Source organism: Agrobacterium sp. (assembly GCF_059499945.1).
In genome coordinates this window covers 22,787-47,754 of record NZ_JCABZP010000005.1, presented here as the reverse complement: position 1 = coordinate 47,754, position 24,968 = coordinate 22,787, and the positions used below count along the sequence as shown (strand labels likewise).

Sequence of the window (24,968 nt, the reverse complement as noted above, 5' to 3'; positions counted from 1 at the left end):
GCGCGCCTAAGATGGCGCGCCAACGACAACCGCGCCGACATCATGACCGCGATGGTCATACATGCGGGCATTTGGATCGAAAGTGTCGTCACGGCCACGATGGCAGCTTCCGAAGTCGGCGAAAATGCCCGAGCAGCCCTGAGCAACCCGGATGTATTTGCTGCATGAATTGTCGCGCCAGGTCCGGTTCAGAATGCATGGACTGCCGGAAGTCTGAAGAGTAAGCTGCGATTTGCTCAGCGACCCTGTCCAGCATTCACCATACTGATTGTGCCTCGATTGGCATTCGACGGTCGATTGCGCGCGGGCGTCAGAAATTGCCCACGACGAGCCGAGAACGAGCGAAGCGATGAACACGTTTCTTAGCATCAGGCCCCCTCAGAATGGTCGATGATCGGTTGGGCTGGTATCCCCGGAAACGATCCTGACCCGTCAGATGTCAATCGTTGATCGCAGTGATCTTGATAGTATGGCCGTTCCCCACGCCAGAAAACCAGACCTCGCCATCGCCAATCGACACTCCTTGCCAATTGACGAACAAGGTTGAGTAGGTTTGCCTGACGATGGCCTGCTTGACCTTCATCGCCTTGCCGTCGATCCGGGCGAGGAACGGGTAGTCAACCATCGATGCGACAGTACGCTTATCGCTGATGCTGACAGCTTCTTGCAGCTTGCCAAAAAAATGCTGGTAGGGCGCGTGGCTCCCGAACAGCGTGTCAAGTGTTCTGTTTGTTTCGACGGCCGTTTGCGCCGCAGCAGAGCCTGCAACGCACCAGCTCAATAGAACGGCAGAAACCAGCATGAAAAGGAATCTCTTCAATATTATCTCTTTCGTCTGTAATACTTAGGTACCCGAATAGCAGATCAGCCTTGTTTTTCGAATGCCACAGATGTTGCTGTGAGTTGGCGTCAGCAAAAACGCCAACGACATCTCGTCGATAACAGGTCGGTCACATAGAAGACCCGTTGATCCAGTCTATTTCATCGCCCCGGCACCTTAAAGCATTGCGAGTATTTAGTGCGTGCCCCCCTGTCGATTCTGGTCGGATTTCAACATAAAGACCGAATTATGACATGCCGTGTTGCTGCGAATTGGCTTTGTATGCGGCGTCAATCGCTTCGCCAAAAAACAGACTGAGAAAAGGCGGCAGGTATTTGTGTTTATTGGATTTTGGAGCAATCCTGGCGCAAAGCATTGGAGGCGCCGTCAGCGGTACCCCGGCGTGGCAAGGTTATCAAGGATGAGGATCTTGGTAACACCGGCGACCTCATCGTCGGCGTGATTGTTGGTTTTGGCGGCGGCTCGCTGCTGTATTCGGTCCCTCGGGCGACGACAGGCGACGCTTCAACGGTCTCGACATCGTAGCCGTGTTGGCCAACTGGTCGACGGTGGTGTGGACAGAAAAGTCGTCCAAATCGTCGGTGGCTTAGTCAAGAACAGGCCCGCCGGCGGACGTTAACGCTCTACCAGACCTCAGAGTTTTCTGAGCTGGGCAATTTGGCTGGCGCACCCCAGCAAAAAGGAAATAGCAGATGTATAAATTCGAAGTTTATCAGGATAGAACGGGTGAATACCGCTTTCGTGCCTCGAGCGGTGAGACAATGTTCAGTTCCGAGAGTTATGTCTGCGTTGAAGTCGATCGAGTCATTGAAGAAGAATGTTCCAGCGGCCGCAATCGAAGACCAGACGACAGCCACTGCCTGAACGAAGAGGAAAGGCGGGCAGGCTGATCTCTGCCTGCCATCCCGGAAATGTCAATGTAGATCACGGGTGTAGACAAATTTCGGCATGCTCCAGTTAAAGCGCAGCGCAAGCAGGCGTAGCAGCAAACCTACCGCCATTGCGATGAGCATAACAGCGTCGTGATTGAACCCGGCACGCAGGCCAGCGACGTAAATGCCACCGGCGACAACCGAAACGGCGGCGTAAAGCTCGCTACGAAAGAGCAACGGAACATCAGCGCAAAGGATGTCACGGAGTACGCCTCCCACACACCCGGTGATCATGCCGGAGGCTATGATGATCAAGACAGGAAGGTCAAGCGCCAGCGCAACATTGCAGCCGATCACCGTAAAGACGACGAGCCCAATCGCGTCCAGAAGCAGAAACAGCCTGCGCAGGTGGTGAACGAAACGAGCGATTGCGATCGTTGCAAGTGCTGCGCCGCCCGTAATCAGTAAATAGGATGGATGTTCGATCCAGGACAACGGATGATGCCCGAGAAGGACGTCACGGGCAGAGCCACCACCAAGGGCTGTCACGCAGCCCAGCAGCCCGACGCCGACCCAGTCCATGCTGCGTCGGCCTGCAGCGAGTGCGGCTGTCATGGCTTCGGCGACAATTGCAATCAGATACAGCGAATGCATCAAGAGGGGAAGTTCTGCTGAAAGAGTCATGGCGAATATTCACCTCAATTTGACTACAGTAAGGACGATTTCTATGACAGTTTGCATGGTGTCAAACGCCGAGGAGCTAGCGGTGCAATTTCAAACGTTGAGTTCGTATTTCAAGACGTTGATTTCCTCAAGCAACCAAGCCCCGGAGACGCAGGCGGCGCCTGAACCCTTTCTCCTCCTTGACGCTGAAATGCGCCAGATGAGGGACTGGAAAGCTCAGAGTACGCCACCTTTCTCTTCGCTGGACAATACAGTCTCTGGGAGCATCTGGAGGGAAATTCCCGGGGGGCATAAATGGCTCGACTACTTTGATGTTTACGACAGTGAGTTTTCTCGCTTCCGCAATCAGCGCCCAAGGGTTTTAGAAATTGGGGTGTACAAAGGAGCTTCACTCAAACTTTGGAAAGAGTTTTTCGGCGATGGGGCTACAATTGTTGGTGTGGATATCGACCCAAATTGTCGCACATATCATTCTCCCGAAAACGATATTTTTGTTGAGATTGGTTCCCAAGATGAGGGCGCCTTTTTACAGAAGGTGATAGCTGACTATGGCCCGTTTGATCTGATCATTGACGACGGGAGCCACATTGCATCCCATCAGATAGCATCCTTTAATGCTCTGTTCCCAACAGGCCTGAAAGATGGCGGTGTGTATTTCGTTGAGGATCTGGAGTGCATGTATTGGAGCAATACCAATGAATATCGCGATCAGACAACCACCTCGGTTGGCTTTTTCAAGATGCTGATCGACGTTCAAAACAGCATATTTTCTGACTATGAATATAACGACTTCGCTATCCATGCGGGAACCGTTCGCGACAATTATCTTGCTATCAATGTGGCCCAAAGCATAGCGGCAATTAAGTTCTATCGTGGTATCGCACTCGTCGAGAAAAAGAAGCAACTCCCCCCGTTAACATTGCATCTTTAAAACCGTAACATTCCAGAGCCACTCATTATCGGTCCCGCTCAGGCATTTAGCCTGTCAAATGCAGCTTTCCAGAATGCCTCATCTCTCGCGAGCGCCATCAGACGCTTGGACTTTCGCGTTTTCTCACTCTGCCGTGCAGCAAGAACCAAGCGTGACGCCGTTATCCCCGCTGTATCTGAATGCGACAAACCAGCCAGCAGACGCAGTTCATCCGGAGTTGGGTTGTTTACCAGCCTCTCAAAGGGGATGGACCATGCAGTATGGCTCAGAAGCAGTGGGCTGAAATAATCGAGCAAATATTTATTGTCCGCAACAAATTTTTGTATGCCTGTCTGCACCTTCATTGCCTTCTCCCGATAAGATGCCTCCTCGGGAAGTAATTCTTCAAGAACAGGCAAGATATTGCCCGCACCATCCTCTTTGAAGCCAAGCGTCGTGCCGTGATCAGCAGTCAGTGCAAACTCCAACAACTCGACACCGCCGGATTGTAAGTAATCCTGCACGTGTGGAAGGCGTCCGAAGTTTGACACCCATCCCTCCATAACCAGCCCTCGGTCTCTGTTTGAATGCGCCGATGAATGTAGTCCCAGGTAAAGTCCTAAAAATTGATCCTTCGAATAGCGACCATCAAGCGCACCGATAAGGTATCGCTGAATGTTTCCATTCCAGCCTATGTCGACCAATCCGATTTTTTCGTCGGGTGAAAAATGTGCGTCAAAGAACCTCTTGAATTTTTCACGCTGCGCGGTCGCAGCTCTTAAACCATGATTGAACGTGGTAGTGGCGAGTAAGTGCGCACCCGATCGCCTGCTTTCGTTGACGGGAGAGCCGACCTCAAAGCCAAACCGCTCAAGCAAAGGGCGCATAGATTTTGCGTCATAACCGAGCGTGGCCAAGCACTCTTCGATCGGCCTGGGGACTTTGCCGCCGAACGCCATCCACAACTGGTCGACATCCCATTCCTTCAGGCCAAGCTGAAGGCCGGCTCGCCTGGAGAAATGTACATATGAGCTGGAAACATTACTCAGCCCGGCCTGATTTTTTAACGTTTCAAAAAGCTGATGCGGCAACCATCCGTCTCGCGCGATGAATGCCAGCCTATCTAGCTTCGCTTCTTTAGTTCGCGCGATGACCCACATCATGAAACCGAAAATTAACGGGCCAAACACTTTGTAGCCAATGCTGGCGTACTCATCATCCGGCAAGAAATGGCGAGACTGGGGCAGATCGACAAAGTCAACAATACTTCTGATCAGATATTCTCTCTGCGGAGAGTCTGTAACGACTCGGCGGTTATCGACCTTCGCCCAATCTGCAAATCTTGTACTTATCGAGTGCTGGCGCGCTTTCTCTATATCCGAGTGGGGATTATCGCCAATATGCAGCCACGCAGCGGAGGGCGTCACACCAAGAGAGCGCGCGACTTCGTGATAGAGAGTTCCACGATGCTTGCTTTTCCGGTGCTCTCCAGAAACAAAAATTGGCAACTCCGAAGCACCCTCAAATCCTTTTTCTTCTAACATTGTACGCAACCAGTCGCTGGGCAGATACATGTCTGAAATGAATGCGAGCCGTTCGGCTGACTGCTTCATTTCATGAAAAATCTTCAATCCACTATCGCTCGCAAACAGGAATGCCCTTTCGAGCTCCAGTTCCTTGGTCTCAAGCAGTCGCCTTAAGTCTGGTCCACAATCGGTAATTTCTTCATAACGGTCGTAAATTTCTGCGAAATTGACCTCCCCCTCCCCTCCTATGGTTTTTTCCAGGCGCTCACGAGCTTCCGATTCAGCTTGAATCCGGTCATGGGTAAATGATGCTAAAACGTCGTGCTTAAGAAGTGCAATTTTGCTCTGCATGACGGACAGCCGCACGGCCTCAAAGACATCAACAGGTGCGCGAAGCCGACGATGAACCAGCGTGTCGAAAATATCAAAGGTGACCAGCTTGTATTTCATTGTTCAGTTACCCCGCCTCAGTACAAAATTACGAACGCGCCGAAAACCCGTTGAGAGTTTTCTACGCCACTTCGGCCGTTCGACCTTCCTGTTATTGATTGCCCACTCCAATTGTCCCAACTTCCAGAGAATGTGGTTAAACTCGTTTTGAGTTAACTCTTGGATTTCACTGGGAATAGTTACGCTAAATCTGTAGTGACCATCTTCGCCAACCGCTTTTCGGATCAGTTCATTGCGGATTTGTTGGCTATAAAGCCGGTGACGATTTTGGCCGGCATGCACAGTATTACCAAGTGCACCGGAGGCTGATACCCGATGATGATAAAAACTAAGATATTCAGGCAGTATCCAAATATCGTGTTTTAGAATAAAACGCGCATGAAAGTCCCAGTCACCAAGGACAGGCAAGCTTTCGTTGAATAATCCCAAAGATCGTGCTTCTGACAGATCAAACATAAAGGCGATCGGTGGGAATTGATTTCTGACGAGCATCTTCTGCGCGCTCAGGAACCCTTCTTCTAGAGTATCTGAGTGCCAAGACCGCCAAGGCTCAACACGATCGGTTATGATTTCGTTTCCGTAAACCGTCTCGTAAACATTGTTGACGCGACATGCGATTCCTTTAATCGACGGAAATATCGAGATTTTTTGGTTGATCGAGGTGATCATGGAAGACATGAATTCCGGTGACCAACTGTCGTCGTCGTCGTGGATGACTGCATACTGGGTATCAAGCATCGCGATACCGGCATTGGAGGCGGCTTCCATACCCAAGGAAATCGAATGATGGACGACTTGAACCCTCGCATCCCCTGCAAAAATTTTGCTTACGAGCCAATCGACGTCTTCTGTGTCGCCCCCGTCATTTACAACGACAAGTTTCCAGTTTTGGTGGGTTTGATGCTGCACGCTTTCCAGCGCCCGTCGTAACAGAACCGCCCGATCCTTGGTTCTCATCACAACGCCGACACTACCAAATTGATTACGCATTCCCAAACGCTCCAGATATTTTATCATAACCGCCGACAACCAGAGCACCGGCGATGCCCAGAATGCCGATTGCGATCATCAGTGCCGTGAGTTTCACAATCCGCATTCGCTTCTGCCGGCGAAGAACACGTTCGCCGGTCCAATCGTACGGTCTCCGACGTCTCATTGGTACCTGAACTCGCCTTCAAGAATCGCGCGATCAAGGATGTGGGGGGCTGCTATCGATAGCAACGCATAGACCACTTGATCGCGACTCCAGCCCGCATCAATCGCGAGTTCAATCAGCCTGGTCACGGACGGCTCCAAGGCGAATTGGCACTCCTTCTGGTATTTTAGGCTTTTGTCGGACGTTCCACTGGGTCCGTTAATTCTGACGGTCTTCATCATTGCTAAGTGCCTTCAAGTATCAAAACCGCTCTAGATTCGGTAAGGTTCGTCGTGTTTATTTGAACGACAGCCACTTCTGTCGGTCGAAAACCGCGTAGGGGTAAGACCAGACAAGCAGATGTCACTGCCTTGGGGATGCGCGTGTGTTGAAATCACCGGATTGAATGGAGTGAAACGCTAAGTCGCCTCTATTCCATAGACTGTTTGTGCCTGATCTCCGCAGAACAACCGAATGTCATGATTTCTCTCGGGTCGCATGTGACACACTAAAGAACGCATTTTCCGACAGCTTCCCGTGGGTTAGCTTTTGCCGAAAAACGGTCGGCGGTCGGGCTAGGTCGCAGTCGTCACAAGCTCTCGCAATCTTCACAGCTGCAGCGCAATAGGACTTCGCCAGTTGCGCCATCAGCTGAGACCAGTCCATGCAGGCTCGTCCGGCTTGCCTTCCCCGTCCCTGCGCCCATACAAGTTCCGTTCGGTCTGTTTGATTCAGGAGTTCTTCGAATTCGTGGCGAGCATCCATGAATCAGGTGCAGACCCATTCCCGGATGTGGCATTGGCCACCATTCGTCTCGCAGGCTTTCAGCGCCAAATCCTCAGCCTGCTTTCTGGTCTCTGCTGATTTCGCACCCCAGATGGACATGCTGGCACCTTTGCGATCGGCAACCGCCAAAGCGGCACAATGATTGTACGGAAAACCGGTCCCGTCATCATCGTTCCAGTGCCGGTGGTTCCGGAACACGGTAACAACCGCGCAGGAGCGGCCACCCGCTTTCTCGCAATGCCGAAGGGCCGCGTGTTCAGCCTCTGGCCGCTTGTCAGCCCCCCAGAAGAATCCGTGCTTGCCGTCGGCCTTGGAATAAGCGATCGCAGCCCATATTCCCTTTTGGTCAGCACTTTCGACAACCGCAGGCGGTGTGGGCGTATCTGGATCGGAAGTGGCAAAATCAGCGGCAAAGCCGTTTGATACGCTCAGCATTAACCCGACCACAGTGACGATCATCCTTACCGCGTTCATAGTTGAGACTCCCTTTCTTGAATGTTCGGCGGACGTTCCGTCGGCCTGCAGCGAATGCGCACGATGTTGCATTCGCGGCAATGCTGCGACACCAGCACTTCACCTCTCGATTGATTGTTCGCCAGTACGGCTTCTTCCTGATCGGGCGCCGCTGTGGTGCCGCTCGGATACAATGCGGCCAACACCAACAACAAGAGAACCAAGGCGGCATCCAGTGACCGACCTGATGCTTTACTCGCGCACGAACAACGAAATGTTCTCATTGCATCACCCGGCCGCCTGGGTAACGGAGATCACGATACAAGACTGGTCTGACGGCAGCAGAAGAACCTGCCCACCGTTGTTCGCGATGTTATAGACAGGGATGGGACCCAAGGTGCTGGAGAGCGTGCTTCCTGACGGTAGCGCCGCAGGCATGTCGGCACACTTGCGCGGGAAAGGTGCGATCCGGACCATCGATCCCTCGCAAGCTGCCCCATTCGGAGCGGCGAAGACAAAACCTGCTGCCGGGCCGGAATAAGCGGAGGTCGCATATTTCATGCCGACAAGCGCTTGCACGGTATGCTTGTCGGGCTCCGTATTGTGCCATTGTGACTGCACATTGTATTCTGTCCCGTCTGCGACCAGTTGGCCAAGAACCGGGAAAACTGTGCCGCAGGTTTTGATTCCGGCTTGCTTGACATGCGTGAGAAATGGGGTTGAGGGCAGCCCGGGACTAGCCTTGGTCTCCGTGGGCGTCCCTTGTGCGAATACGCTGACCACCGCTGGAAACTGAAATGCGGCCAGCCCTATCGCTCCCACGCCCAGGATCACCAATCCGCTGGTAAGCGCTATCCGCCCCCATTTCTTTCTCGGGGCAAGGGGCGGTTCAGCCGTTCCGGCGTCCCCGCCTTGTGCGGCATCTCTGGTCATTATCCGGTCATGAATGGATTGCTGCGTCATCTTGGTGCTCGATTCAATTGATTGCGGACAAGGCCGTCGCCAGCCCTTTGAGGGACGCCGTCACGGAGATGCTCTCTCCTGACGTCGTCGAATAGGAAATTTGTGGATCTGATTGCTTAGCGATCTGCTCGCGAAGGATCGGACCGACAGGCAGTTTCCCAACGCAGACGACCGTATTGCAGCCGTCAAGCACGATATCGACGGGGGTCGCCCGGCCAGGAAATCTCAAGGAAATCTTCCCGTCGGACCGCGCGTTGGGTGATGTACGAAAGATCATGAAGGGCTTGCCATCCTGCGTGGCGGCAAGCGACCAGCTGAAAACCAACTTGTCAGCCTGATCGACAATAACCTGACTGATGTTGCACACCCTTTGCTTTGCATGGAGGTTCTCGTCGCAAATCAGTGTCCAACTTCCGAACGGCTGAATGCTGCGACGATACTGGCCCATGGGAACATTTGCAGGAATTGCAACCTCGGAGGACTTGATCCGATAGCTGACCGAAACAGGCGGCGAAACCTCCTGTCCGACAGCGGGCGGGCTGCCGGACAGGAGAAGACAAGCCACGATTAAAGCGGTGGGTGTGACTTGCCTAAGCATTGCGACCTCAATTCAGTGTAAAGCTCAAACCAGCGCCAACACCCCAGTTCCCGTCAGTAACAGTACCGGACAGGTTACTACGCAACCGACCATCCTCGCTGGTATAGCCGGCGCCGAATGCAAGAGCTCCCTCGCCGCGCCAGAAGCCGCCACCCATTGCCACGCTCGCCTTGCCCGGGCGGTCGTCATAGCGAAGGGATGCCGCGGCAAGGCCGATAGCTGCTGCCTGACGGGCTTCTGTGCGGACGTTTCCTATCTCTTGGTTCAACTGACCGAATTTATAATCGGTGTAGTTGTTGGCCTGGTTGAGTGTCGTAACTGCCTTCTGGTCGGTATAGGTATTGGCCGTCTCGACCGCGTAGTTAACGCGATTGTCGGTATAGGTGTTGGCCGACTTGATGCCATCGTTGAGCTGACTGACATTCACTGCATCGGTTGGCGCCTTGCCTGCGGCGACATTCGAGATCAAGACCGGCGCATTCGGATCCCCGCCTTCAAGCGTGACGGTGTTGAACTTTGTCGTGCCGTCGTTGTCGTACTTGACCGCGAATTTATCGAGCTCGCCGATACCCGTATCGAGGTCTTCAATCGCCTGATTGGTCGCATGAAGCTGCGAGCCGTTGACCGCATCCGTCGAGGTCTCGTCCAGCCGTCCAGCAGCAACGTTGGTGATCGTGCGCTCTTCGTCCGCGGAGCCGACGGAAACCGTTCCTGTCGGAGAGGCACCCGCAAAGGCATAGTACTTGTCTTTGATCGTGGTTCCGGCTGTGCCGGCAGCCGCCGCAGTGACCGAACCCGCACCCAGCGCCACGCTGTTGGCGTTCGAGGCGGTTGCCCCTTCGCCGATTGCGACGCTGCTCGCGGCCGAAGCCGTCGCGCTGCTGCCGATTGCCGTGCTCGAGGCCCCGCTTGCTACCGCATTCACGCCCGCCGCCATGGCGTTGAACCCGGAGGCGCCGTTGTTGGCGTAGTTGCCGCCGATCACGCCGCCGTCGTTGACGCTGTAGTAATGCGTCTGGCCGGCCACGACGAAGCTCTGAAGGCCCTTCAGCTGGCTGACGTTCACCGCGTCGCTGTCGAAGGTGCCAGCAGCGACGCCGGTAATCTGGCGAAGCTGGCCATTCGCCGCATCCCCGATGGAAAGCGCCGCCAAGGTGCTGGTCGTGGCGTTGATCGCCGTGGCGTCCGCCCCAGCCGGGACATAACCGGCGACGCCCGCCGCCCTATCCGCCACTGAGAACGAGCCGAGGGCTATGGAGTCTGCTTCGAGAGCCAAACTCATATAACCTGACGCTATGCTGAAATCTCCAACAGCCGTGCTGTAGAACCCGATTGCACTGCTGCCCAAACCTGAAGCGATATTGTTTACACCAACAGCGGAACTTCCAACACCGGTCGCAGCATTGACCAATCCAAGCGCGACGCTTTGATTCGCGATGGCCGCGTTTCCTGCACCGAAGGCGACCGAAGATAGACCTTGTGCAACGTTACCGAAACCGAATGCACTGCTACCTTCGCCAAGCGCCTGGTTCACGTTGCCGACCGCGCTGCTGCCGCCAGCCGACGCGATATTCTCACGGCCCAGAGCGCTGCTATAATCTCCTGTTGCTTGATTATGATAACCGACGGACGTGCTTTCAATCCCACTTGCCACAGCCTCAACGCCGGCCGCCATGGAGTTAAGGCCCGTCGCACCGTCATTATTGTAATTGCCGCTGGCAGTGCCACCGTCGTTGACGCTGTAGTAATGCGTCGCGGAGGCGTCGACATAATCACCAAGTGATTTGAGCTGGGCCACATTTACTGCATCGCTGTCAGCGGTACCGGCTGCAACACCGGTGATCTGACGGTACTGGCCATTAGCCGCATCACCGATCGAAAGTGCGGCCAAAGTGCTGGTCGTGGCATTGATGGCGGTCGGATCTGCACCGATAGGAACATAACCAGCGATCCCGGCAGCTGTATTCGCGACCGAGCCTGCACCGAGCGCCACGCCGCCCTCTGTGGAAACACTCGTGTTCATACCAAGAGCAATGGCATAGTTCGCGTCAGCCCGGGCCAGGGCGCCAAGCGCCGTAGAGAACATGCCCGTTGCCGAGCTACGGAAACCACCCGCAAAGCTTGCCATTCCGGAAGCAGTGTTCTCACTACCCACAGCGGTACTGCCCAGCGCGGACGCAGTGTTGAACAGGCCAATAGCGTTACTTTGTTCTCCGACTGCCTGGTTGGCGAAACCGATCGCGGACGCAACGGCACCAGAAGCGTTATTTGCCGAACCAATGGCGCTGCTACTGTCACCCGCTGCGGTGTTGTTCGTTCCAAATGCCGCGCTTCCTGACCCTGATGCAGTATTGTTTTGTCCATAGGCCATGGCACCAGGGCCTGAGGCCTTGTTGAAACCGCCAAAGGCTTGGCTATTCTGGCCTGTCGCCTCGTTGTATCCACCTACAGCATAGGCGGCCACCTCGGTTGCCTTGTTGTTGTAGCCGACGGCAACGCTTGCATCCCCCGATGCTTCGTTCATGTTGCCGACCGCGGTGCTTGACCAGGCAGAGGCCGTGTTGCCGAAGCCGACCGCAGTCGACCGCTCTGCGCTTGCTACGGCATTGACGCCGGCGGCGAGTGAGTTCAGGCCCGTCGCGCCATCGTTATTGTAGTTGCCGCCAGCTGTTCCGCCATCGTTGACGCTGAAATAGTGCGTGGCTGATGCATCAACATATTTGCCGAGGGCTTTGAGCTGAGCCACATTCGCCGCATCGGTATCCGTCGTTCCTGCAGCAACGTTCGTGATTTGTCGTGTCACGCCATTTGTCGCGTCGCCGACACTCACTGCACTTGAGGTGCTCTGCCACGTCGCCGACGTATCGGTCGAGGCCAGACCCGTCATCGGATCGTAGCCAGTAACGCCGGCTGCCGTGTTGGCGATCGAGCCGGAACCGAGAGCAATGGAGCCATCTATCCTCGCCGCGGAATTAGTGCCCAGCGAGACAGTATCACTGGCCGTCACGAAGCCGTTGGCATTCACCCCGAGCGCGACATTTCGCGAGCCATTGGCAGCAAACCCGGCGGTTTGGCCGACATAGGTATTGCCCGAACCGACTGCGCCAATGCCTGCAAGAAGTCCAATTGCAGTGTTATTGTCCCCAGTTACATTGCCACCCGCCAGGTTACCGAAGAAAGCATTGTTGTTACCGTCCGATTGACTGCCTGCTCCCAACCCGGTGAAGACATTGCTGCTGCCGGTACTCGCAAAACCTGCTTGATAGCCAAAGGCTGTCGTTGACGAACCGTTTGCTTCGCTAAACGCGCCAACAGCAATCGAGAAATCACCATTAGCAAGTCCACCACCAAGAGATATGCTGCTCAGCCCTGATGCACTGCCTCCACCTATAGCAATAGAGTTGATACCAGATGCATTGGCACTGAAGCCCAGAGCTACACTTTGCTGACCGCTCGCCTCCGCACCGACGCCGCCTGCAAGGCTATTTACACCCGTCGCACCGTCATTGTTGTAGTTGCCACCGATGACGCCACCGTCATTGACGCTGTAGTAGTGGTTCTTGTTTGCATCCACGACATCACCGAGGGCCGCCAGCTGCGCGACGTTCACCGCGTCGGTATCTTGCGTACCGGCCGCCACGTTGGTGATCTGGCGGGTCTGGCCGTTGCCACCGACAGAAACTGCAGCAAGTGTGCTCCGCCAGGTGGAAGACGTGTCGGTCGAGGCGAGACCGGTTACCGGATCATAGCCAGAGACCCCGGCTGCCGTATCGGCAACTGAGCCGGAACCAAGAGCAACACTGTTCTCGATGGTCGCTTGGCTATTCTGCCCCAGCGCAGTGGCCCCTACCGCCGTCGCACTGGCCAATTGACCAATGGCCGTCGCGTTCGCGCTACTTGCCATGGACGAGTGACCCACGGCAACAGAGTTGGCGTCCAGTGCCTTGCTGAATTGCCCCAAGGCAGTTGAATTCTCACCCTTCGCCTCGGCGGCCTGTCCAAGCGCCGTGGCGTAGGCGGCATCAGCCACACTATACTGACCAATAGCGGTGCTATAGGTGCCTGTGGCCTCCGCGTGCTGGCCGACGGCGGTGGTGTTCTCACCCGATGCAATGGAGCCTTCACCCACTGCGGTCGTCCAGATATTCGTTGCCTTGCTATTCTGGCCCAATGCCGTGGAATGGTCCCCCGATGCTTCGGCGACCTGGCCCACGGCCGTGCTGGCCAGACCGCTGGCCACTGTGCCCATACCTACGGCGACCGACGTTTCTCCGGTCGATTGGGCTTCCTGACCCAGCGCCGTGGAGAAGTTACCGTCCGAACGCGAAGCCATGCCCACGGCTGTCGAGCGCTCACCAATGGACTGGCTGAACTGGCCCACGGCGGTGGAATAAACTCCCGTGGCCTGAGCGGCCTGTCCCACAGCGGTGGTGTTGTAGTTGTTGGCGAGCGAGCCCTCGCCTACCGCAGTCGAATATTCCTGCGTGGCCTGGCTGAACTGGCCCAGTGCCGTGGCGTAACTGGCCGTCGCATGGCTGTCCTGCCCCACGGCAGTTGTATACGACCCCGTGGCCTCGCTGAGCTGGCCCAGAGCAGTCGATGCCCCGCCTGCTGCGTTGGCTTGTTGCCCCAGCGCCGTATCCCCAGTGCTTGCGGCCATAGAACCCTGACCTACCGCGGTCGATTGATAACCGGCGGCACGGCTGAACTGGCCCAACGCCGTGGCGTGATCGTAGGCCCAGCTGGCTGATCCCACAGCCGTACCCAGCTCGCCATAGACGGCCGAGGCTTCGCCAAGCGCGGTCGATGCAAATCCCAGCGCCTGCGCGCCTCGACCGATAGCGGTCGCGGCCACATCCCCTGCATAAGCATCCGTGCCGACCGCCGTACCACCCCACATGCTGGCACCGGAGCGTGTACCCACAGCCGTCGAGACATCGCCACTCGCCTGGGCGTCAAGCCCGGCCGCCAGCGCGTCCACGCCCGTCGCACCGTCGTTGTTGTAATTTCCGCCGGCTACGCCGCCGTCATTGACGCTGTAGTAATGCGTCTGGTTGTCCGCGACGTAATCGGACAGCGACTTCAGCTGCGCAACGTTGACCGCATCCGTATCCACTGTACCGGCCGCAACGCTGGTAATCTGGCGCGTCATGCCAAAGCCAGCGTCCCCGACTGAGACCGCCGCCCTGCCGCTGCGCCAAGCACCGTCGAGATCGGTGTCGGTTGCGGCCAGACCCGTCGCTGGATCGAAGCCAAAAACACCCGACGCCGTGTTGGCCAAGGATCCCGAACCGAGTGCGACGCCACCCTCGACGGTCACGCTGGCCCCATTGCCAACGACAAACGCATCACTGGCGATTCCTTGACTGCTATTACCTATGACGTAGGTGCCAGTCGCTGAGGCTTCAATTGTATTGTTGAAGCCGAATACACCCGCCCTGTCCGCCCAGACCCAGTTGCTGTCGCCAACGGCCGTGCTGCCCGCGCCGGACACATGGTTGCCCGCGCCAAGCGCGTTGCTCCTGTTGCCCGAAATCTCGTTCCCGCCGCCGATGGCAACAGAAGTCTCACCAGATACCTGATTGAGCGCTCCAACTGCAGTTGCGGTAAAGCCCGACACTATGTTCTCATCACCGACTGCGACTGCCAGTCCGCCCGACGCATTGGCGCCGTTTCCGATCGCCGTGCTGCCTATTCCGGACGCGTAGGCGGCGCTACCGACCGCCAGCGCGTTCTGGCCCGCAGCACGCGCACCCAAACCAACTGCCGTGGCGCCTTCACTTGTGGCATCTGCCCCATCGCCGATGGCAAGTGCGCTTCGAGCTGCCGCCAAGCTAAAACTGCCAATAGCAATTGCTTGGTCCTCTGCCACGTAGCTGCCGTTGCCGATTGCAACCGTATTATTCAACGAGGCGAGCGTTTGGTTGGCAGGATCGGTTACCAGCACGCCGTTACTATCAGTCATCGCACCGGTGGCAACGTCGATGGAAAAGCCTGTGCCGGCGCCGGCGCCAAGAGCAATGTTGCCGCTACCGCTCGTGAACGCACCTGCGGCTCTGCCACTAGAAACGTTGTTTTCACCCTGACTGTAAAACCCTGCAGCCGTGCCGCTACCCACGTTGTTGTCGCCCTGAACACCCGCCAATGCCATGAGGCCGCTGCCCGCGTTATAGCTACCGCGAAGTCCCGCACCCGATGACGTTCCGAGCGTTAAATTCAAATCGCCATTTACCCCCGCCCCGGCAAAGCCGCCCATCGCAGTATTGCCCGTGCCTGTCGCGCCGACGCCGGCTTGATAGCCGACAGCAAGCGCTTGATCACCGTTCGCCGATGCACCAGATCCGATTGCCACTGCGCCCATGCCAGGCCCGCCCGTCCCAGCGCTCAACCCACCTGCCTGCGTGTTCACCCCAATAGCGATTGAATCGAATCCATCTGAGTTAGCGTTCGCGCCTGCAGCAAAGGAATTCAGTTCGCTCGCCCTTGCCCCGACACCCGCCGCCACGGCATAGGCGCCGGTCGCTCCATCATTGTTGTAGTTGCCGCCGGCCGTGCCGCCGTCATTGACGCTGTAATAATGTGTCGCGGACGCGTCCACCACTTCACCCAGTGCCTTGAGCTGCGCCAGATTGACGGCATCGCTGTCGATACTGCCCGCCGCGACATTGGTAATTTGGCGGGTGTTACCCGCCGAGCCTACGGAAACAGCCGCCAGCGTACTCTGCGTTGCATTGATCGCGGCGGCGTTGGCGCCACTTGGCACATAGCCAGCGCTTCCTGCTGCCGTACTCGCAATCGCGCCAGAGCCCAGTGCGACGCCGTCCGCTACGGTCACAGAGGCATTTGTGCCAAGCGCCGTTCCGCCTGAAATATCGGCAATGGCGTTCTTGCCAACCGCCGTGCCGGCGACTGTGCCAGCGGCGGTCGCGCCGCCAAGATAGGTCGCAATCGCGCCGTCGCCGAAGGCCGAGCCACCATTGCCGGCGCGAGCAACCGCACCCATCGCAACCGATCCGGTGGCGATGGCCTCGCGGCCAATAGCGATGGAGTCGACGCCGGTGGCCTGCGCGCTCGTGCCTATGGCGATGGCGTCATCCTTCAACGCCAGCGCAGACGTACCGATGGCCACGGTGTCGTTAACGGCCAGATTTGCGCCACCGAGCCCAAGCGTACCCGCCATGCTGCCCAGGGCGACGTTGTTGTCGCCAGACACGCCAAGGCCGGCCATGTAACCGGAAACATTGTTGAAGTTGCCGGTCATCGAATAACCCGCCATCGGGCCCGTGGCGACGTTGTAGTCACCGGTCACGCCAGCGCCGGCCATCCCGCCCGTAGCGGTGTTGCCAGAACCAGAAACAAGAACGCCCGCCCCGGCGCCCGTGGCCGTGTTAGAATCACCCGTGACGTTTCGTCCGGCACCGCTGCCCGTGGCGGTGTTGCTGTAACCGCTGACGGAACGGCCCGCCCCGCTGCCGCCGGCGAAGTTGTTGTCGCCGGTCACGTCTCGACCTGCCTGTGCACCGGTGGCGGTGTTGCTGGAGCCGCTGACGGTATGGCCCGCGAAGTTGCCGCCGGCAACGTTGTTGTCACCGGTCACGTAGCGGCCCGCGTTAGACCCCGTGGCGGCGTTTCTCGAGCCAGTCGAGTTGCCACCGGCGGTATAGCCCAAGCCGGTGTTTTCGTTACCGGTAACGCTACTGCCTCCACCCCAGCCGACGCCCGTGTTGTGGCTGCCCGTCACAACGTTTCCGGCCGCAGTACCGAAAGCAGAGTTGTTGTCCCCAGAGACACCGAAGCCAGTGAGGAACCCTACGCTCGTGTTGCCCGCACCCGTGCTACCATTGCCCGAACCGGAGCCGATGGACACGCTGCCTTGGCCTTGGGCCATCGTCCCCCTGCCAATGGCAACGGCATAACCACCAGTGGCGCCATCATTGTTGTAGTTGCCGTTGCCGATGCTACCGATGCCGTTCGGATTGACGCTGACATAGTGCGTCTGGCCAGCCTTCAACTGCGCCACGTTCACCGCATCCGTATCCGTCGCGCCGGCTGCAACACCGGTGAGGCGGCGAGATCCGAAATTCGCTTCACCTTGAGCGCTTCCACCAACCAGATAGGCCTGAGCGCCGAGCGTAGTGCCTGTCGCCGCAGAGTTCGCGCCAACAGCAACGCTACCCGCATGGCTGACAGTGGCGTTCTGACCAATGGCCGTGCCACGGTCGGCACCGGCTTGAACCGTAGCGTTCTCACCAATCGCGGTGCTGTTGTTGCCTTGAGTTCGCGCCGCCTTGCCCAGGGCTGTCGATGATTGTCCGCCAGCTCGAGACCCTGATCCCAGAGCCGTACTCTCGTTCCCGGTAGCCTGAGAATCGTTGCCGAGCGCTGTGCTGCGATCCGTGGTCGCCTGGGCAGATGTGCCGATTGCAACCGTACTTGTCCCAGGTGCCTTCGCACTGACACCAATAGCAACAGCGTTCTGTCCGGCCGCCGAGGTGGACATATCTCCGATTGCTACCGCACCGGTACCGAGATTTGCGGCTGTCCAGGCATTCAACGTGGCCAAGTCAACGCCAGGTCCGCCATCGGAGGGGACCCCGCTAATTGTAGCATGACCACCACCGGCCTTCGGCACGTTACAGGTCCACGAACCAGATCCGCCAAAGCCAGGTCTCGAACAAAGCCCGCTGGGGGTAACGGCAACATCTGCCAGCGCCGGAGCAACAGCGCCGAAACCTATCGCGACGGCAACTCCCGCGCCCAATGAACCGAGACCGAGCCGTTTCCGGCCTAAACCCAGTGACAGGCATGACAGTCGCAATATCGCAAAAAGCCTTCGGCGCAGCGACCGGGAATCCGGCGCGCCCGCCACCCAACTGCGAACAAACCCGCAGCGGCCGTTCGAATCATTGAACTCATTGTCAATAAAAATATTAGTCATGCTGATCCTCCCGCATCATGCCCGGCGTCAGCTCGAACATGCTCAATTTCTGGTGTGTTTTCTGATGCTGTTCGAGCAGATCGCGCCCGTCTTTCATTCCAAGCTGCTCGATCTGGCCGAAAGCCTTTTCGACCCATGGCTGAGTGGCGGCCGGCACCCTGCGTAGGGCACGCTGCACCCGGGTGTCCTCGAAAGTAAGCAACAGCAGCTTCTGGCAAGTCTCAAGGCGATATTGCGGGTTGTCGTGGCCAATAAACGGCTCGGTCAACCCCAACACGAACAACGCCAGCAAATGATCAAGCTCATCGAGCGTTATCTGGGATCCGCACTTGGCATCAAGCGTCTTCCAGACACTTACCACCTTATGCTCAAGGGACGTGACCAGATCAGTAGTCATGATTGGAAGGAGGGCGACATTCATGCCTGCCCTCCTTCCTGCCCAGTGCCCTGCCAGTAGCTTCTGAGCCTATTTCTGATTGTTCGCAGCGAGATACCAAGCATCTCGGACGCCCGTGTCCGGTTGCCGCGGCAAAAACGCAGTGTTTGAAGGATGACTCGGCGCTCGACGTCCGCAAGTGTCTCCCCGACAAGCATCTCAGCCGCCTTGTTGGCCGCCTCCGAGCCCGACATTTTTCCACTCGCTGCCAGATGGCAAACGACATGATCAACGAGCCGTTCGTCACTAGCGGTCACGACGATCAAGCCGGCATGCGTAGCGAACTCGTTGAACACGAGGTATCCCGTTTCTCCGTCGATTGTGACGACAGCGCTATCCCCGACCAGCAGGCGCGGCACCTCCCTGTCGAATTCCAACGCAAACGGTAGGGCATCTCTTGGAAAAGCCCTATCTTCGAACAGGACCAGCAGTTCCGAATATAAAAAGGAAAGCCGCGCCTCCTGGAGAGACACGCTTCGACCCGGCTGCTGTGCGCGCTTCCCAAAAACAGCTTCAGCACCGCTGCCGACCGACGATTGGGCACCATTGTTACGTCTTCCAAACAGCAGCAACGCGGAGCGCACGCCATAAGAACCAAACAGGGAACTACGATCCGTCATTGAGCCCCCTTGCCCACCAACCAACCCAACCGGCCAACAGAACTGAAACCAACAGGAGGGCGCTGGCGTAGATATTCCCCGCCACGAGAAACCCGACGACTGCGCCAGAGATGGCGGAACAATTGGCAAGCACCAGAGTCGACGACGCCGGCTCCTCGCTGTCGGTAACCTTTGCGCAACCTGGACCAATCTGGGATGCCGGTGGAGATTTTTCGCGAAGGCTCATGAAACCTCTGCGTTGCGAGGCGCGGCAACAATACGTGCAAGCGGCGTAGCAAAGAAATGACCTTGAATGTGCGTAGCGCCAGCTGCTCGCGCGGTATCAACGTGCACCGCGGACTCAACGCCTTCCACAACCACGGCGGGGGCAAAACACGATGCAAATGCCACGATATGACGTAAGCTGCTGGAGCCTTCCGACGAAGGGCGAATATCGTGGATGAACGCCTTGTCGATTTTCACGATGTCGAAATCGATCAGTTGGACAAGCCGTGGCGAAGCAAACCCCACACCAAAATCATCGAGCGCAACACGACAACCCAGATTCTGGACGTCGGCAATTTTTCGAGCGCTGAAGGATAGGTCCGCGATGGCGCTCGACTCGGTAACCTCCAGTATCAGCCGCGGCGCGAGGTACGCGCGACATTGGATCTGCTGCAGCACACCGCCCCACGCAGTCGCATCTGCAAAGTTGTCTGCAGATATGTTGCAGCCGAGCACCGCCATCGGGTCCGCCTCAAGACGATCCAGGACCAGCTTGAGCATATGGCGGTCAAGCATGGGCGCGGCGCCACGCGCCTCAAGGCGCGAAACGAACGCGCCTGCCGCGACCACTTCTCCGTCGAGATCAATCATCCGCGCGAGGCATTCACCGTATAAGACGTCTTCAGGGACGTTCAGGGACCAGACCGTCTGAACGACACAGCCGATGCGCTGGTCGGCAATGGCGCTCGCAACTATTTCGATGCACGTCTCATCGTGCATGCCAAACTGCTCAAACATTCGCGCCCCCGATATCCTCGCCGAATTGGCCGCGGCAAAGCCGTCGGCCAGAAGTCAAAACAGTCTAGACAGTCCTGATGATGGCGCATGCGCTTACAAAAACACGACTGGGTAATTTGAGGATTAAATTGATCAGGAAAGGGGCAGCCGCAGTAGGTTACAAACGGTTCGGAGAACGGGATACGCGACGATACAAACAGATACGGCGAGAGATTTAGGTGTTGCGCGACCGTTTGACGGCAAGCAAATCTTCGACAGCGAAAACATAAATATTCCGGTGATTACCCCGCGAAATTTATACTTTGTGATCCTGTATAACGAGGATGTCATGGAACGTCATAAACAGACGCGGGCACAACTTGCTCGTATTCTAGAATCGAAAACATTTGAAAATTCGGAAAGACTGAGAAAGTTCCTGAGTTACGTCGTCACAGAAACGATCGAAGGGCGCGAAGATAAAATAAAATCTTATTCGATTGGCATAGAAGTGCTCAACCGCAGCAGTGATTTTGATACCGCGCATGATGGCATCGTACGGACAACGGCAAACAGGTTGCGGGCGGCCCTGGAAAAATACTACCGGAGCGAAGGGCGCAATGATCCGACAATCATATCATTGCCAAAAGGACGGTACGTCCCCACCTTCACGGACAACGTTTCTGAGCGCGACAAAGCCTCACCTGATGACGACGAGCCTGCCGTTGGCGTTGCCGGCCCAAGTGGAAACAAAAAGCCCGGCGTACCGTCAAACGTGGTCCGCGTCGCTTATCGCCGGACTGCCGGAGTTTTGTTCGTCGCCTTGATCCTGCTGGCGGGATGGTTATTTTTCGCCGGACATACCGCCGCCGTTCGCGAGCCGCCCATCATCCTTATTCTGGAGACGACGGCGCTGACCGACGATGGGCCTGCCGTCATCTTCGCGCGCGGCCTTCCTGTGCGTCTGTCAAGCGCCATGGCATATTATGACGTAAACGGCGTTGTGCGAACAAAAGATTTTGCCGAGGCACACCGTTATGCTGCCGGTGTTTCAAACCTGCACAGCGTTTACGTCGTTACGAGTGAAGTTGGTGCGGAGGCACAGGGGCTCGCCGTACATTGGCAGTTGGTCAATGCCAGGACCGGCGTCGTACTCTGGTCATCAAGAATTGTGGGGAAGAGCGAAGAACGGTTCGTTGACACCATGGTGCAAGAACTCGTCGGCGAGAATGCCGCAATTCGCTCTGCCGAACAGCGCAGCCTCCCAGTCGAGCCGGTGACCGGTTATGTCTGCGTAACTCACAGTCTCAACAAGCTGACGACGATGTCCGATGCTGATCGGCAATGGATGTCGGATTGTTTGGCCGACACCGTTGGAACGCAACCTGATTATGCCGGTGCATGGGCCTTGCTGGCCCTTGTCGCGATTGAGGACAGCGTTGCGGCCGCTGACCGTGGTGATCGCAAGGGCAGTCAGCTTAAGCTCGAAGAAGCGTGGCGTGGATACCAGAATGCTCAAAGACTTGCGCCTGCGTCCTGGCTTACGCTTCGGGCCAGAACAATGGTTGAATTTCAGGCCGAGGACGAGAAGGGCTTTCAGGCGTCGGCCGCAAAAGCACTCGCGGTGCTTCCTGAAAATGCACGGGAAAGGGTCTTGATTGCCAGCCGGCTCTTTGCTGTCGGAGACTATGAGCAGGCAGAAGCGATCACCAAAACAACAATCGCACTGATGGCAGTTCCGCAACCGTCCGACTACACGTTTCTCGCGGCCAGTTTCTACCAGCGCGGTGCTTTTGATGACGCATTGAAGATGCTGCAGGATCAGCAGGTTGCCGACAGCGCATTCTACTGGTGCCTTCTGGCGGCCATCGCCGGTCAGCGCGACGATGCATCACTGGCAAAAATGGCGCTTCAATCACTTGAGCGGACACACCCGGGTTTTTCGCATATCTTGGAAACGGATCTCCGGAACCGGCACTTTCGTAACGAGTTCATCACCAAACTGCTGTCCGACTTTAACAAGGCCCAGCGGATTTCGAGCTTTAGGCATCCTGAATATTAAAGAGAACGGATATACGGGTGGATGGATCAGAGAGTGAGCGGGATGGCCCGGGATCCGTTTTCGCCGATGGCTAGCTTATCCTCCCAGAGGTGGGTGATCAGATCGGCGGCAGCGCACGTTCGTTTAGCTGCTTTTACCGCGGCAGTCTGGATGAGTTCATCCCAGCTGGTGACGGCCGAAACTGCTTCATTTGGGGAAAGCCCGGTTTCCCTCTGGCGGCGATGGCATAGCCGAAGCTCGCGAAGAAATCGAAGCCAGAGGATGCAATCATGGCGGTTTCTAGCATCTTTTGGTCACGCAATGATTCCGCCTGACTGAAGCTCTTGCCGATCAATGTCTCGAACATGGCGATCGTCGCATCGGTGAGCGCGATCCCCCTTTCGAGCAGAAAGGCGCCAAGTCTCACATGCCTGCGACCGAGTTCACGTCTGTTCGAAGTTCTGTGTCACGAGGCGGCCGCTTTCCTGTGCCATCTGTCGGGGGTGGTGCGTCAGGACCGCCTGAAGCACTTGGCCGGATATACAGATATGTCGCACGGCCACCATCCGATCTATCAGTATTCACATAGACGAAGCCCCGGCCTTTCCGGGGCACAGCCGGGATATATCGCTTTGCCGGTGTCGAGGCCTCATGCCGAGTAGTGCTTCCATCCGAACGACGAGATCGGGTGCCAAGCATCTGGCTGTTGATTGCCACTGAGAACTGACCCGGTAGCACAGGATATTTCCATCGAGAATTGACCCATATTTGAACCGGGTCAGTTCTCAGTGAAAATCAACACTAAGCGGTTCATTATCCTTTGTGTCGCTGCTGAACGCATCGATCGACTCGTAAACACGGATTTCGGCGTCACGGATCTTTCCGTCAAGCTTCTTATCTTCAGTAACGAAGAACGAATAAACGTAGTTCTTGTTCAATAAACCGACACCCATTACGACGTCCGTTGCATGGCCTGCCACCGTGTCTTTGGTCGAGAAATAGTAGTCATCCGCTTCAAAATAGAGTTCTGCGGGCTTCGTGCCGACCACATACGTATAATAATGGCTTTTCAGGCTCTTGTGACTTTCAGGATCTGCAATTTCGCAAAACTCGGCACGGGTGCTCTAACCCGATATGTCGCAAGCAAACAATTTCTGATGCAACTAGAAGAGATTCCGGCATTCGTCGATGATGTCATCAAGGCCGGATGCGACATTTGTGCGATAGGTCATGACGGGCACGTGATAGGAGACATCCAGAGCGCAGCGGCCTGACGGTCAATTTCTCCGAATTTTCGATCGGATCGGAAATCACCGCTGACCTTCACGATCTAAGCTGAGAAGGCCGTGATCCGAGCTTCAACGTCCCGATCTACGCCAACATCGTCGGACGACGAGGAAGTCGACACCTCTACTCGCTGATATGGTCACGGCCTAACGGGCGGCGCGACGCCACCCGCAGAAGGCCACCGGCCGATCAGGCCTAGGCCTTTTTCAACTTGACCTCGCGGATGTCGTTCAGCGGCAGCGCGTGTATAGCACCGGCTTGCCCATGCCAAACCCCTCGGGGTTGTAGATCATCTGATCCTTGTCGGAGGCATACTCGAAATTGTCGACGTTTCCCTCCTGCACATAGTGGATAGCTCCGTACCCACGTGGGCTTTCCTTCGGCGTGAAATACACCGCCTCGGGTTTTTCACCCTTGTACTGGAGCGTGTTGGCAGTGAAGGTCACGGTCGAACCGTGGCACTTGCCGCCTTCAGCCCACACCCCTTGCGCTGCATGTGGAACCTTGGCGTCCTCAGCGAAAGCGGCGCTGGAGACAAAAGCCAGGCCGAGCAGTCCCGCAGTGATGAAAGAGCGTTGCATTCTTTACTCCTGTGTAAGATCCGTTGGTTGAAATCCACCTGATGTGAATGCGCCGTTGAGGCGCGAGGTATAGATCCAAGTCAGATCAGGTGCCGACGTGATCAATATTCGTCGAGGGCTTCGAGCACGAGTTCCGCCGTCAGCCCGCTGCTGTATTGCTGCTGCCCGGTAATCAGGCGCCCGTCGCGAATGGCGAACGGCTCATTGGCGCTACGGCACAGGAAGCTCGTACCCTCGATCCCGGCAGCCTCGCTCTGGATGGTGTAGTCGTTCAGCGTCATGCCGAAGGCAACATTGACCTCTTCCTCCTCTTCATCAGTGAAGCCCGTCCATTTCTTGCCCTCGGCCAACAGCTTTCCGTTGGACAGGCGGGTCCACAAAAGCAGCGAGGACCCGTGGCAGATCAGCGTGACGATCTTGCCCTGCTCGTAGAAGGCCGCGATCAGGGCATGAAGCGCGGTATCGTCCTTGAACGTCAAAAGAGGGCCGCCGCCGCCGGCGACCCAGACCGCGTCATAGTCGTTGACCGAGACGGTGCTGATCGGAAGGGTGTCCTTCAGGAGCGCCCCGAATTTCGCGTGTTGGACGAAGCCGAGACTGATCAAATCGTCGGCATAGGCGCCGCCGGGTGTGCGCGGATCGCTATGGGTGTCGAACATCACCTCGCCGCCCTTTGGGGAGACAAGATCCACCCGGTGCCCGGCTTCGGTGAACATCAGGAAGGCCCGCGTCATTTCCTCGGCGAAAAAACCGACCGGAAAGCCCTTGAGCTCGGTCGTATTGGAGACGATCGAAAGAATGCGGCGCGGCTTGCGCTTTACGCCGATCCGGGTTTCGACCTTGATATCCGATGCTGCCATTTTTTTATT

20 protein-coding genes and 1 pseudogene are annotated in these 24,968 nt (G+C 56.8%); 4 read left to right on the top strand and 17 right to left on the bottom strand.

The genetic code is table 11. The features are described 5' to 3' along the window. Positions 1–6 precede the first annotated feature (6 nt). Both AC5I5B_RS05495 and AC5I5B_RS05490 read right to left on the bottom strand, forming a co-directional pair. Positions 7–369, bottom strand: coding sequence for a DUF3011 domain-containing protein (locus tag AC5I5B_RS05495; protein ID WP_495752411.1), 363 nt, complete (start codon positions 367–369; stop codon positions 7–9). A gap of 70 nt (positions 370–439) precedes the next feature. Beyond that, entirely contained in the window at positions 440–802 is a 363-nt protein-coding gene (locus tag AC5I5B_RS05490; RefSeq protein ID WP_495752410.1) for a hypothetical protein, read from the bottom strand. A 731-nt stretch (positions 803–1,533) separates the two neighbouring features. On the opposite strand from AC5I5B_RS05490, the pseudogene AC5I5B_RS05485 reads away from it, so the two are divergent. Continuing rightward, a pseudogene (locus tag AC5I5B_RS05485) lies at positions 1,534–1,705 on the top strand (YegP family protein). A 50-nt stretch (positions 1,706–1,755) separates the two neighbouring features. Here AC5I5B_RS05485 and AC5I5B_RS05480 read toward each other — a convergent pair. Next, the gene (locus AC5I5B_RS05480) at positions 1,756–2,397 is read right to left on the bottom strand and encodes a trimeric intracellular cation channel family protein (protein WP_269830002.1); all 642 of its coding nucleotides are present in this window, start codon (positions 2,395–2,397) and stop codon (positions 1,756–1,758) included. On the opposite strand from AC5I5B_RS05480, the gene AC5I5B_RS05475 reads away from it, so the two are divergent. Further along, positions 2,396–3,328, top strand: coding sequence for a class I SAM-dependent methyltransferase (locus tag AC5I5B_RS05475; RefSeq protein ID WP_495752409.1), 933 nt, complete (start codon positions 2,396–2,398; stop codon positions 3,326–3,328). The two genes, AC5I5B_RS05480 and AC5I5B_RS05475, sit on opposite strands and share 2 nt — an antisense overlap. Before the next feature lie 38 nt (positions 3,329–3,366). Here the strand turns inward: AC5I5B_RS05475 and AC5I5B_RS05470 are convergent, their stop codons facing one another. The 10 genes from AC5I5B_RS05470 to AC5I5B_RS05425 form a co-directional block, all read right to left on the bottom strand. Then, complete coding sequence (locus AC5I5B_RS05470; RefSeq protein WP_495752408.1) at positions 3,367–5,283, bottom strand: HAD family hydrolase; 1,917 nt, start codon at positions 5,281–5,283, stop codon at positions 3,367–3,369. A 3-nt stretch (positions 5,284–5,286) separates the two neighbouring features. Further along, positions 5,287–6,273, bottom strand: a complete 987-nt coding sequence (locus tag AC5I5B_RS05465) for a glycosyltransferase family 2 protein (protein WP_495752407.1) — start codon at positions 6,271–6,273, stop codon at positions 5,287–5,289. Positions 6,274–6,435: 162 nt separating this feature from the next. Beyond that, the gene (locus AC5I5B_RS05460; RefSeq protein ID WP_495752406.1) at positions 6,436–6,660 is read right to left on the bottom strand and encodes a hypothetical protein; all 225 of its coding nucleotides are present in this window, start codon (positions 6,658–6,660) and stop codon (positions 6,436–6,438) included. Positions 6,661–7,186: 526 nt separating this feature from the next. Then, positions 7,187–7,678, bottom strand: a complete 492-nt coding sequence (locus tag AC5I5B_RS05455) for a DUF4189 domain-containing protein (RefSeq protein WP_495752405.1) — start codon at positions 7,676–7,678, stop codon at positions 7,187–7,189. 267 nt (positions 7,679–7,945) lie between these two features. Continuing rightward, positions 7,946–8,620: a hypothetical protein gene (locus AC5I5B_RS05450; protein ID WP_495752404.1), complete on the bottom strand. Its 675-nt coding sequence runs from the start codon at positions 8,618–8,620 to the stop codon at positions 7,946–7,948. 13 nt (positions 8,621–8,633) lie between these two features. After that, the gene (locus AC5I5B_RS05445) at positions 8,634–9,218 is read right to left on the bottom strand and encodes an invasion associated locus B family protein (protein WP_262576151.1); all 585 of its coding nucleotides are present in this window, start codon (positions 9,216–9,218) and stop codon (positions 8,634–8,636) included. 7 nt (positions 9,219–9,225) lie between these two features. Next, positions 9,226–18,156, bottom strand: coding sequence for a hypothetical protein (locus AC5I5B_RS05440; RefSeq protein WP_495752403.1), 8,931 nt, complete (start codon positions 18,154–18,156; stop codon positions 9,226–9,228). After that, on the bottom strand, positions 18,149–18,577 hold the full coding sequence (locus tag AC5I5B_RS05435; protein WP_495752402.1) for a hypothetical protein: 429 nt from the start codon (positions 18,575–18,577) through the stop codon (positions 18,149–18,151). Before AC5I5B_RS05435 ends, AC5I5B_RS05440 begins: the two co-directional genes overlap by 8 nt. Next, entirely contained in the window at positions 18,574–19,212 is a 639-nt protein-coding gene (locus AC5I5B_RS05430) for a helix-turn-helix domain-containing protein (protein ID WP_495752401.1), read from the bottom strand. The genes AC5I5B_RS05435 and AC5I5B_RS05430 overlap by 4 nt, the downstream gene beginning before the upstream one ends. Positions 19,213–19,434: 222 nt before the next feature. Next, positions 19,435–20,214: an EAL domain-containing protein gene (locus AC5I5B_RS05425; protein WP_495752400.1), complete on the bottom strand. Its 780-nt coding sequence runs from the start codon at positions 20,212–20,214 to the stop codon at positions 19,435–19,437. Between the two features lie 328 nt (positions 20,215–20,542). Between AC5I5B_RS05425 and AC5I5B_RS05420 the strand changes: the two genes are divergently transcribed. Beyond that, positions 20,543–22,252, top strand: coding sequence for a hypothetical protein (locus AC5I5B_RS05420; RefSeq protein ID WP_495752399.1), 1,710 nt, complete (start codon positions 20,543–20,545; stop codon positions 22,250–22,252). A gap of 133 nt (positions 22,253–22,385) precedes the next feature. Here AC5I5B_RS05420 and AC5I5B_RS05415 read toward each other — a convergent pair whose 3' ends face one another. Both AC5I5B_RS05415 and AC5I5B_RS05410 read right to left on the bottom strand, forming a co-directional pair. After that, entirely contained in the window at positions 22,386–22,658 is a 273-nt protein-coding gene (locus AC5I5B_RS05415) for a hypothetical protein (RefSeq protein ID WP_495752398.1), read from the bottom strand. 358 nt (positions 22,659–23,016) lie between these two features. Continuing rightward, positions 23,017–23,280, bottom strand: coding sequence for a hypothetical protein (locus AC5I5B_RS05410; protein WP_495752495.1), 264 nt, complete (start codon positions 23,278–23,280; stop codon positions 23,017–23,019). On the opposite strand from AC5I5B_RS05410, the gene AC5I5B_RS05405 reads away from it, so the two are divergent. Beyond that, positions 23,200–23,505 (top strand): Y4lK-related protein, encoded by a 306-nt coding sequence (locus AC5I5B_RS05405; RefSeq protein ID WP_495752397.1) that lies wholly within the window; start codon positions 23,200–23,202, stop codon positions 23,503–23,505. The genes AC5I5B_RS05410 and AC5I5B_RS05405 overlap by 81 nt on opposite strands. Positions 23,506–23,748: 243 nt before the next feature. On the opposite strand, the gene AC5I5B_RS05400 is transcribed toward AC5I5B_RS05405, so the two are convergent. Both AC5I5B_RS05400 and AC5I5B_RS05395 read right to left on the bottom strand, forming a co-directional pair. Next, positions 23,749–24,099, bottom strand: a complete 351-nt coding sequence (locus tag AC5I5B_RS05400; RefSeq protein ID WP_495752396.1) for a hypothetical protein — start codon at positions 24,097–24,099, stop codon at positions 23,749–23,751. A 101-nt stretch (positions 24,100–24,200) separates the two neighbouring features. Continuing rightward, a complete protein-coding gene (locus AC5I5B_RS05395; RefSeq protein ID WP_495752395.1) occupies positions 24,201–24,959 on the bottom strand; it encodes a type 1 glutamine amidotransferase domain-containing protein in 759 nt (252 codons plus the stop codon). Between the last annotated feature and the right edge of the window lie 9 nt (positions 24,960–24,968).

Coding starts and splice junctions, on each gene's coding strand:
- AC5I5B_RS05495 (WP_495752411.1), bottom strand. CDS start 369: ATGCTAAGAAACGTGTTCATCGCTTCGCTCGTTCTCGGCTCGTCGTGG.
- AC5I5B_RS05490 (WP_495752410.1), bottom strand. CDS start 802: ATGCTGGTTTCTGCCGTTCTATTGAGCTGGTGCGTTGCAGGCTCTGCT.
- AC5I5B_RS05475 (WP_495752409.1), top strand. CDS start 2,396: ATGGCGAATATTCACCTCAATTTGACTACAGTAAGGACGATTTCTATG.
- AC5I5B_RS05480 (WP_269830002.1), bottom strand. CDS start 2,397: ATGACTCTTTCAGCAGAACTTCCCCTCTTGATGCATTCGCTGTATCTG.
- AC5I5B_RS05470 (WP_495752408.1), bottom strand. CDS start 5,283: ATGAAATACAAGCTGGTCACCTTTGATATTTTCGACACGCTGGTTCAT.
- AC5I5B_RS05465 (WP_495752407.1), bottom strand. CDS start 6,273: ATGCGTAATCAATTTGGTAGTGTCGGCGTTGTGATGAGAACCAAGGAT.
- AC5I5B_RS05460 (WP_495752406.1), bottom strand. CDS start 6,660: ATGATGAAGACCGTCAGAATTAACGGACCCAGTGGAACGTCCGACAAA.
- AC5I5B_RS05455 (WP_495752405.1), bottom strand. CDS start 7,678: ATGAACGCGGTAAGGATGATCGTCACTGTGGTCGGGTTAATGCTGAGC.
- AC5I5B_RS05450 (WP_495752404.1), bottom strand. CDS start 8,620: ATGACGCAGCAATCCATTCATGACCGGATAATGACCAGAGATGCCGCA.
- AC5I5B_RS05445 (WP_262576151.1), bottom strand. CDS start 9,218: ATGCTTAGGCAAGTCACACCCACCGCTTTAATCGTGGCTTGTCTTCTC.
- AC5I5B_RS05440 (WP_495752403.1), bottom strand. CDS start 18,156: ATGACTAATATTTTTATTGACAATGAGTTCAATGATTCGAACGGCCGC.
- AC5I5B_RS05435 (WP_495752402.1), bottom strand. CDS start 18,577: ATGAATGTCGCCCTCCTTCCAATCATGACTACTGATCTGGTCACGTCC.
- AC5I5B_RS05430 (WP_495752401.1), bottom strand. CDS start 19,212: ATGACGGATCGTAGTTCCCTGTTTGGTTCTTATGGCGTGCGCTCCGCG.
- AC5I5B_RS05425 (WP_495752400.1), bottom strand. CDS start 20,214: ATGTTTGAGCAGTTTGGCATGCACGATGAGACGTGCATCGAAATAGTT.
- AC5I5B_RS05420 (WP_495752399.1), top strand. CDS start 20,543: ATGGAACGTCATAAACAGACGCGGGCACAACTTGCTCGTATTCTAGAA.
- AC5I5B_RS05405 (WP_495752397.1), top strand. CDS start 23,200: ATGGCCTGCCACCGTGTCTTTGGTCGAGAAATAGTAGTCATCCGCTTC.
- AC5I5B_RS05400 (WP_495752396.1), bottom strand. CDS start 24,099: ATGCAACGCTCTTTCATCACTGCGGGACTGCTCGGCCTGGCTTTTGTC.
- AC5I5B_RS05395 (WP_495752395.1), bottom strand. CDS start 24,959: ATGGCAGCATCGGATATCAAGGTCGAAACCCGGATCGGCGTAAAGCGC.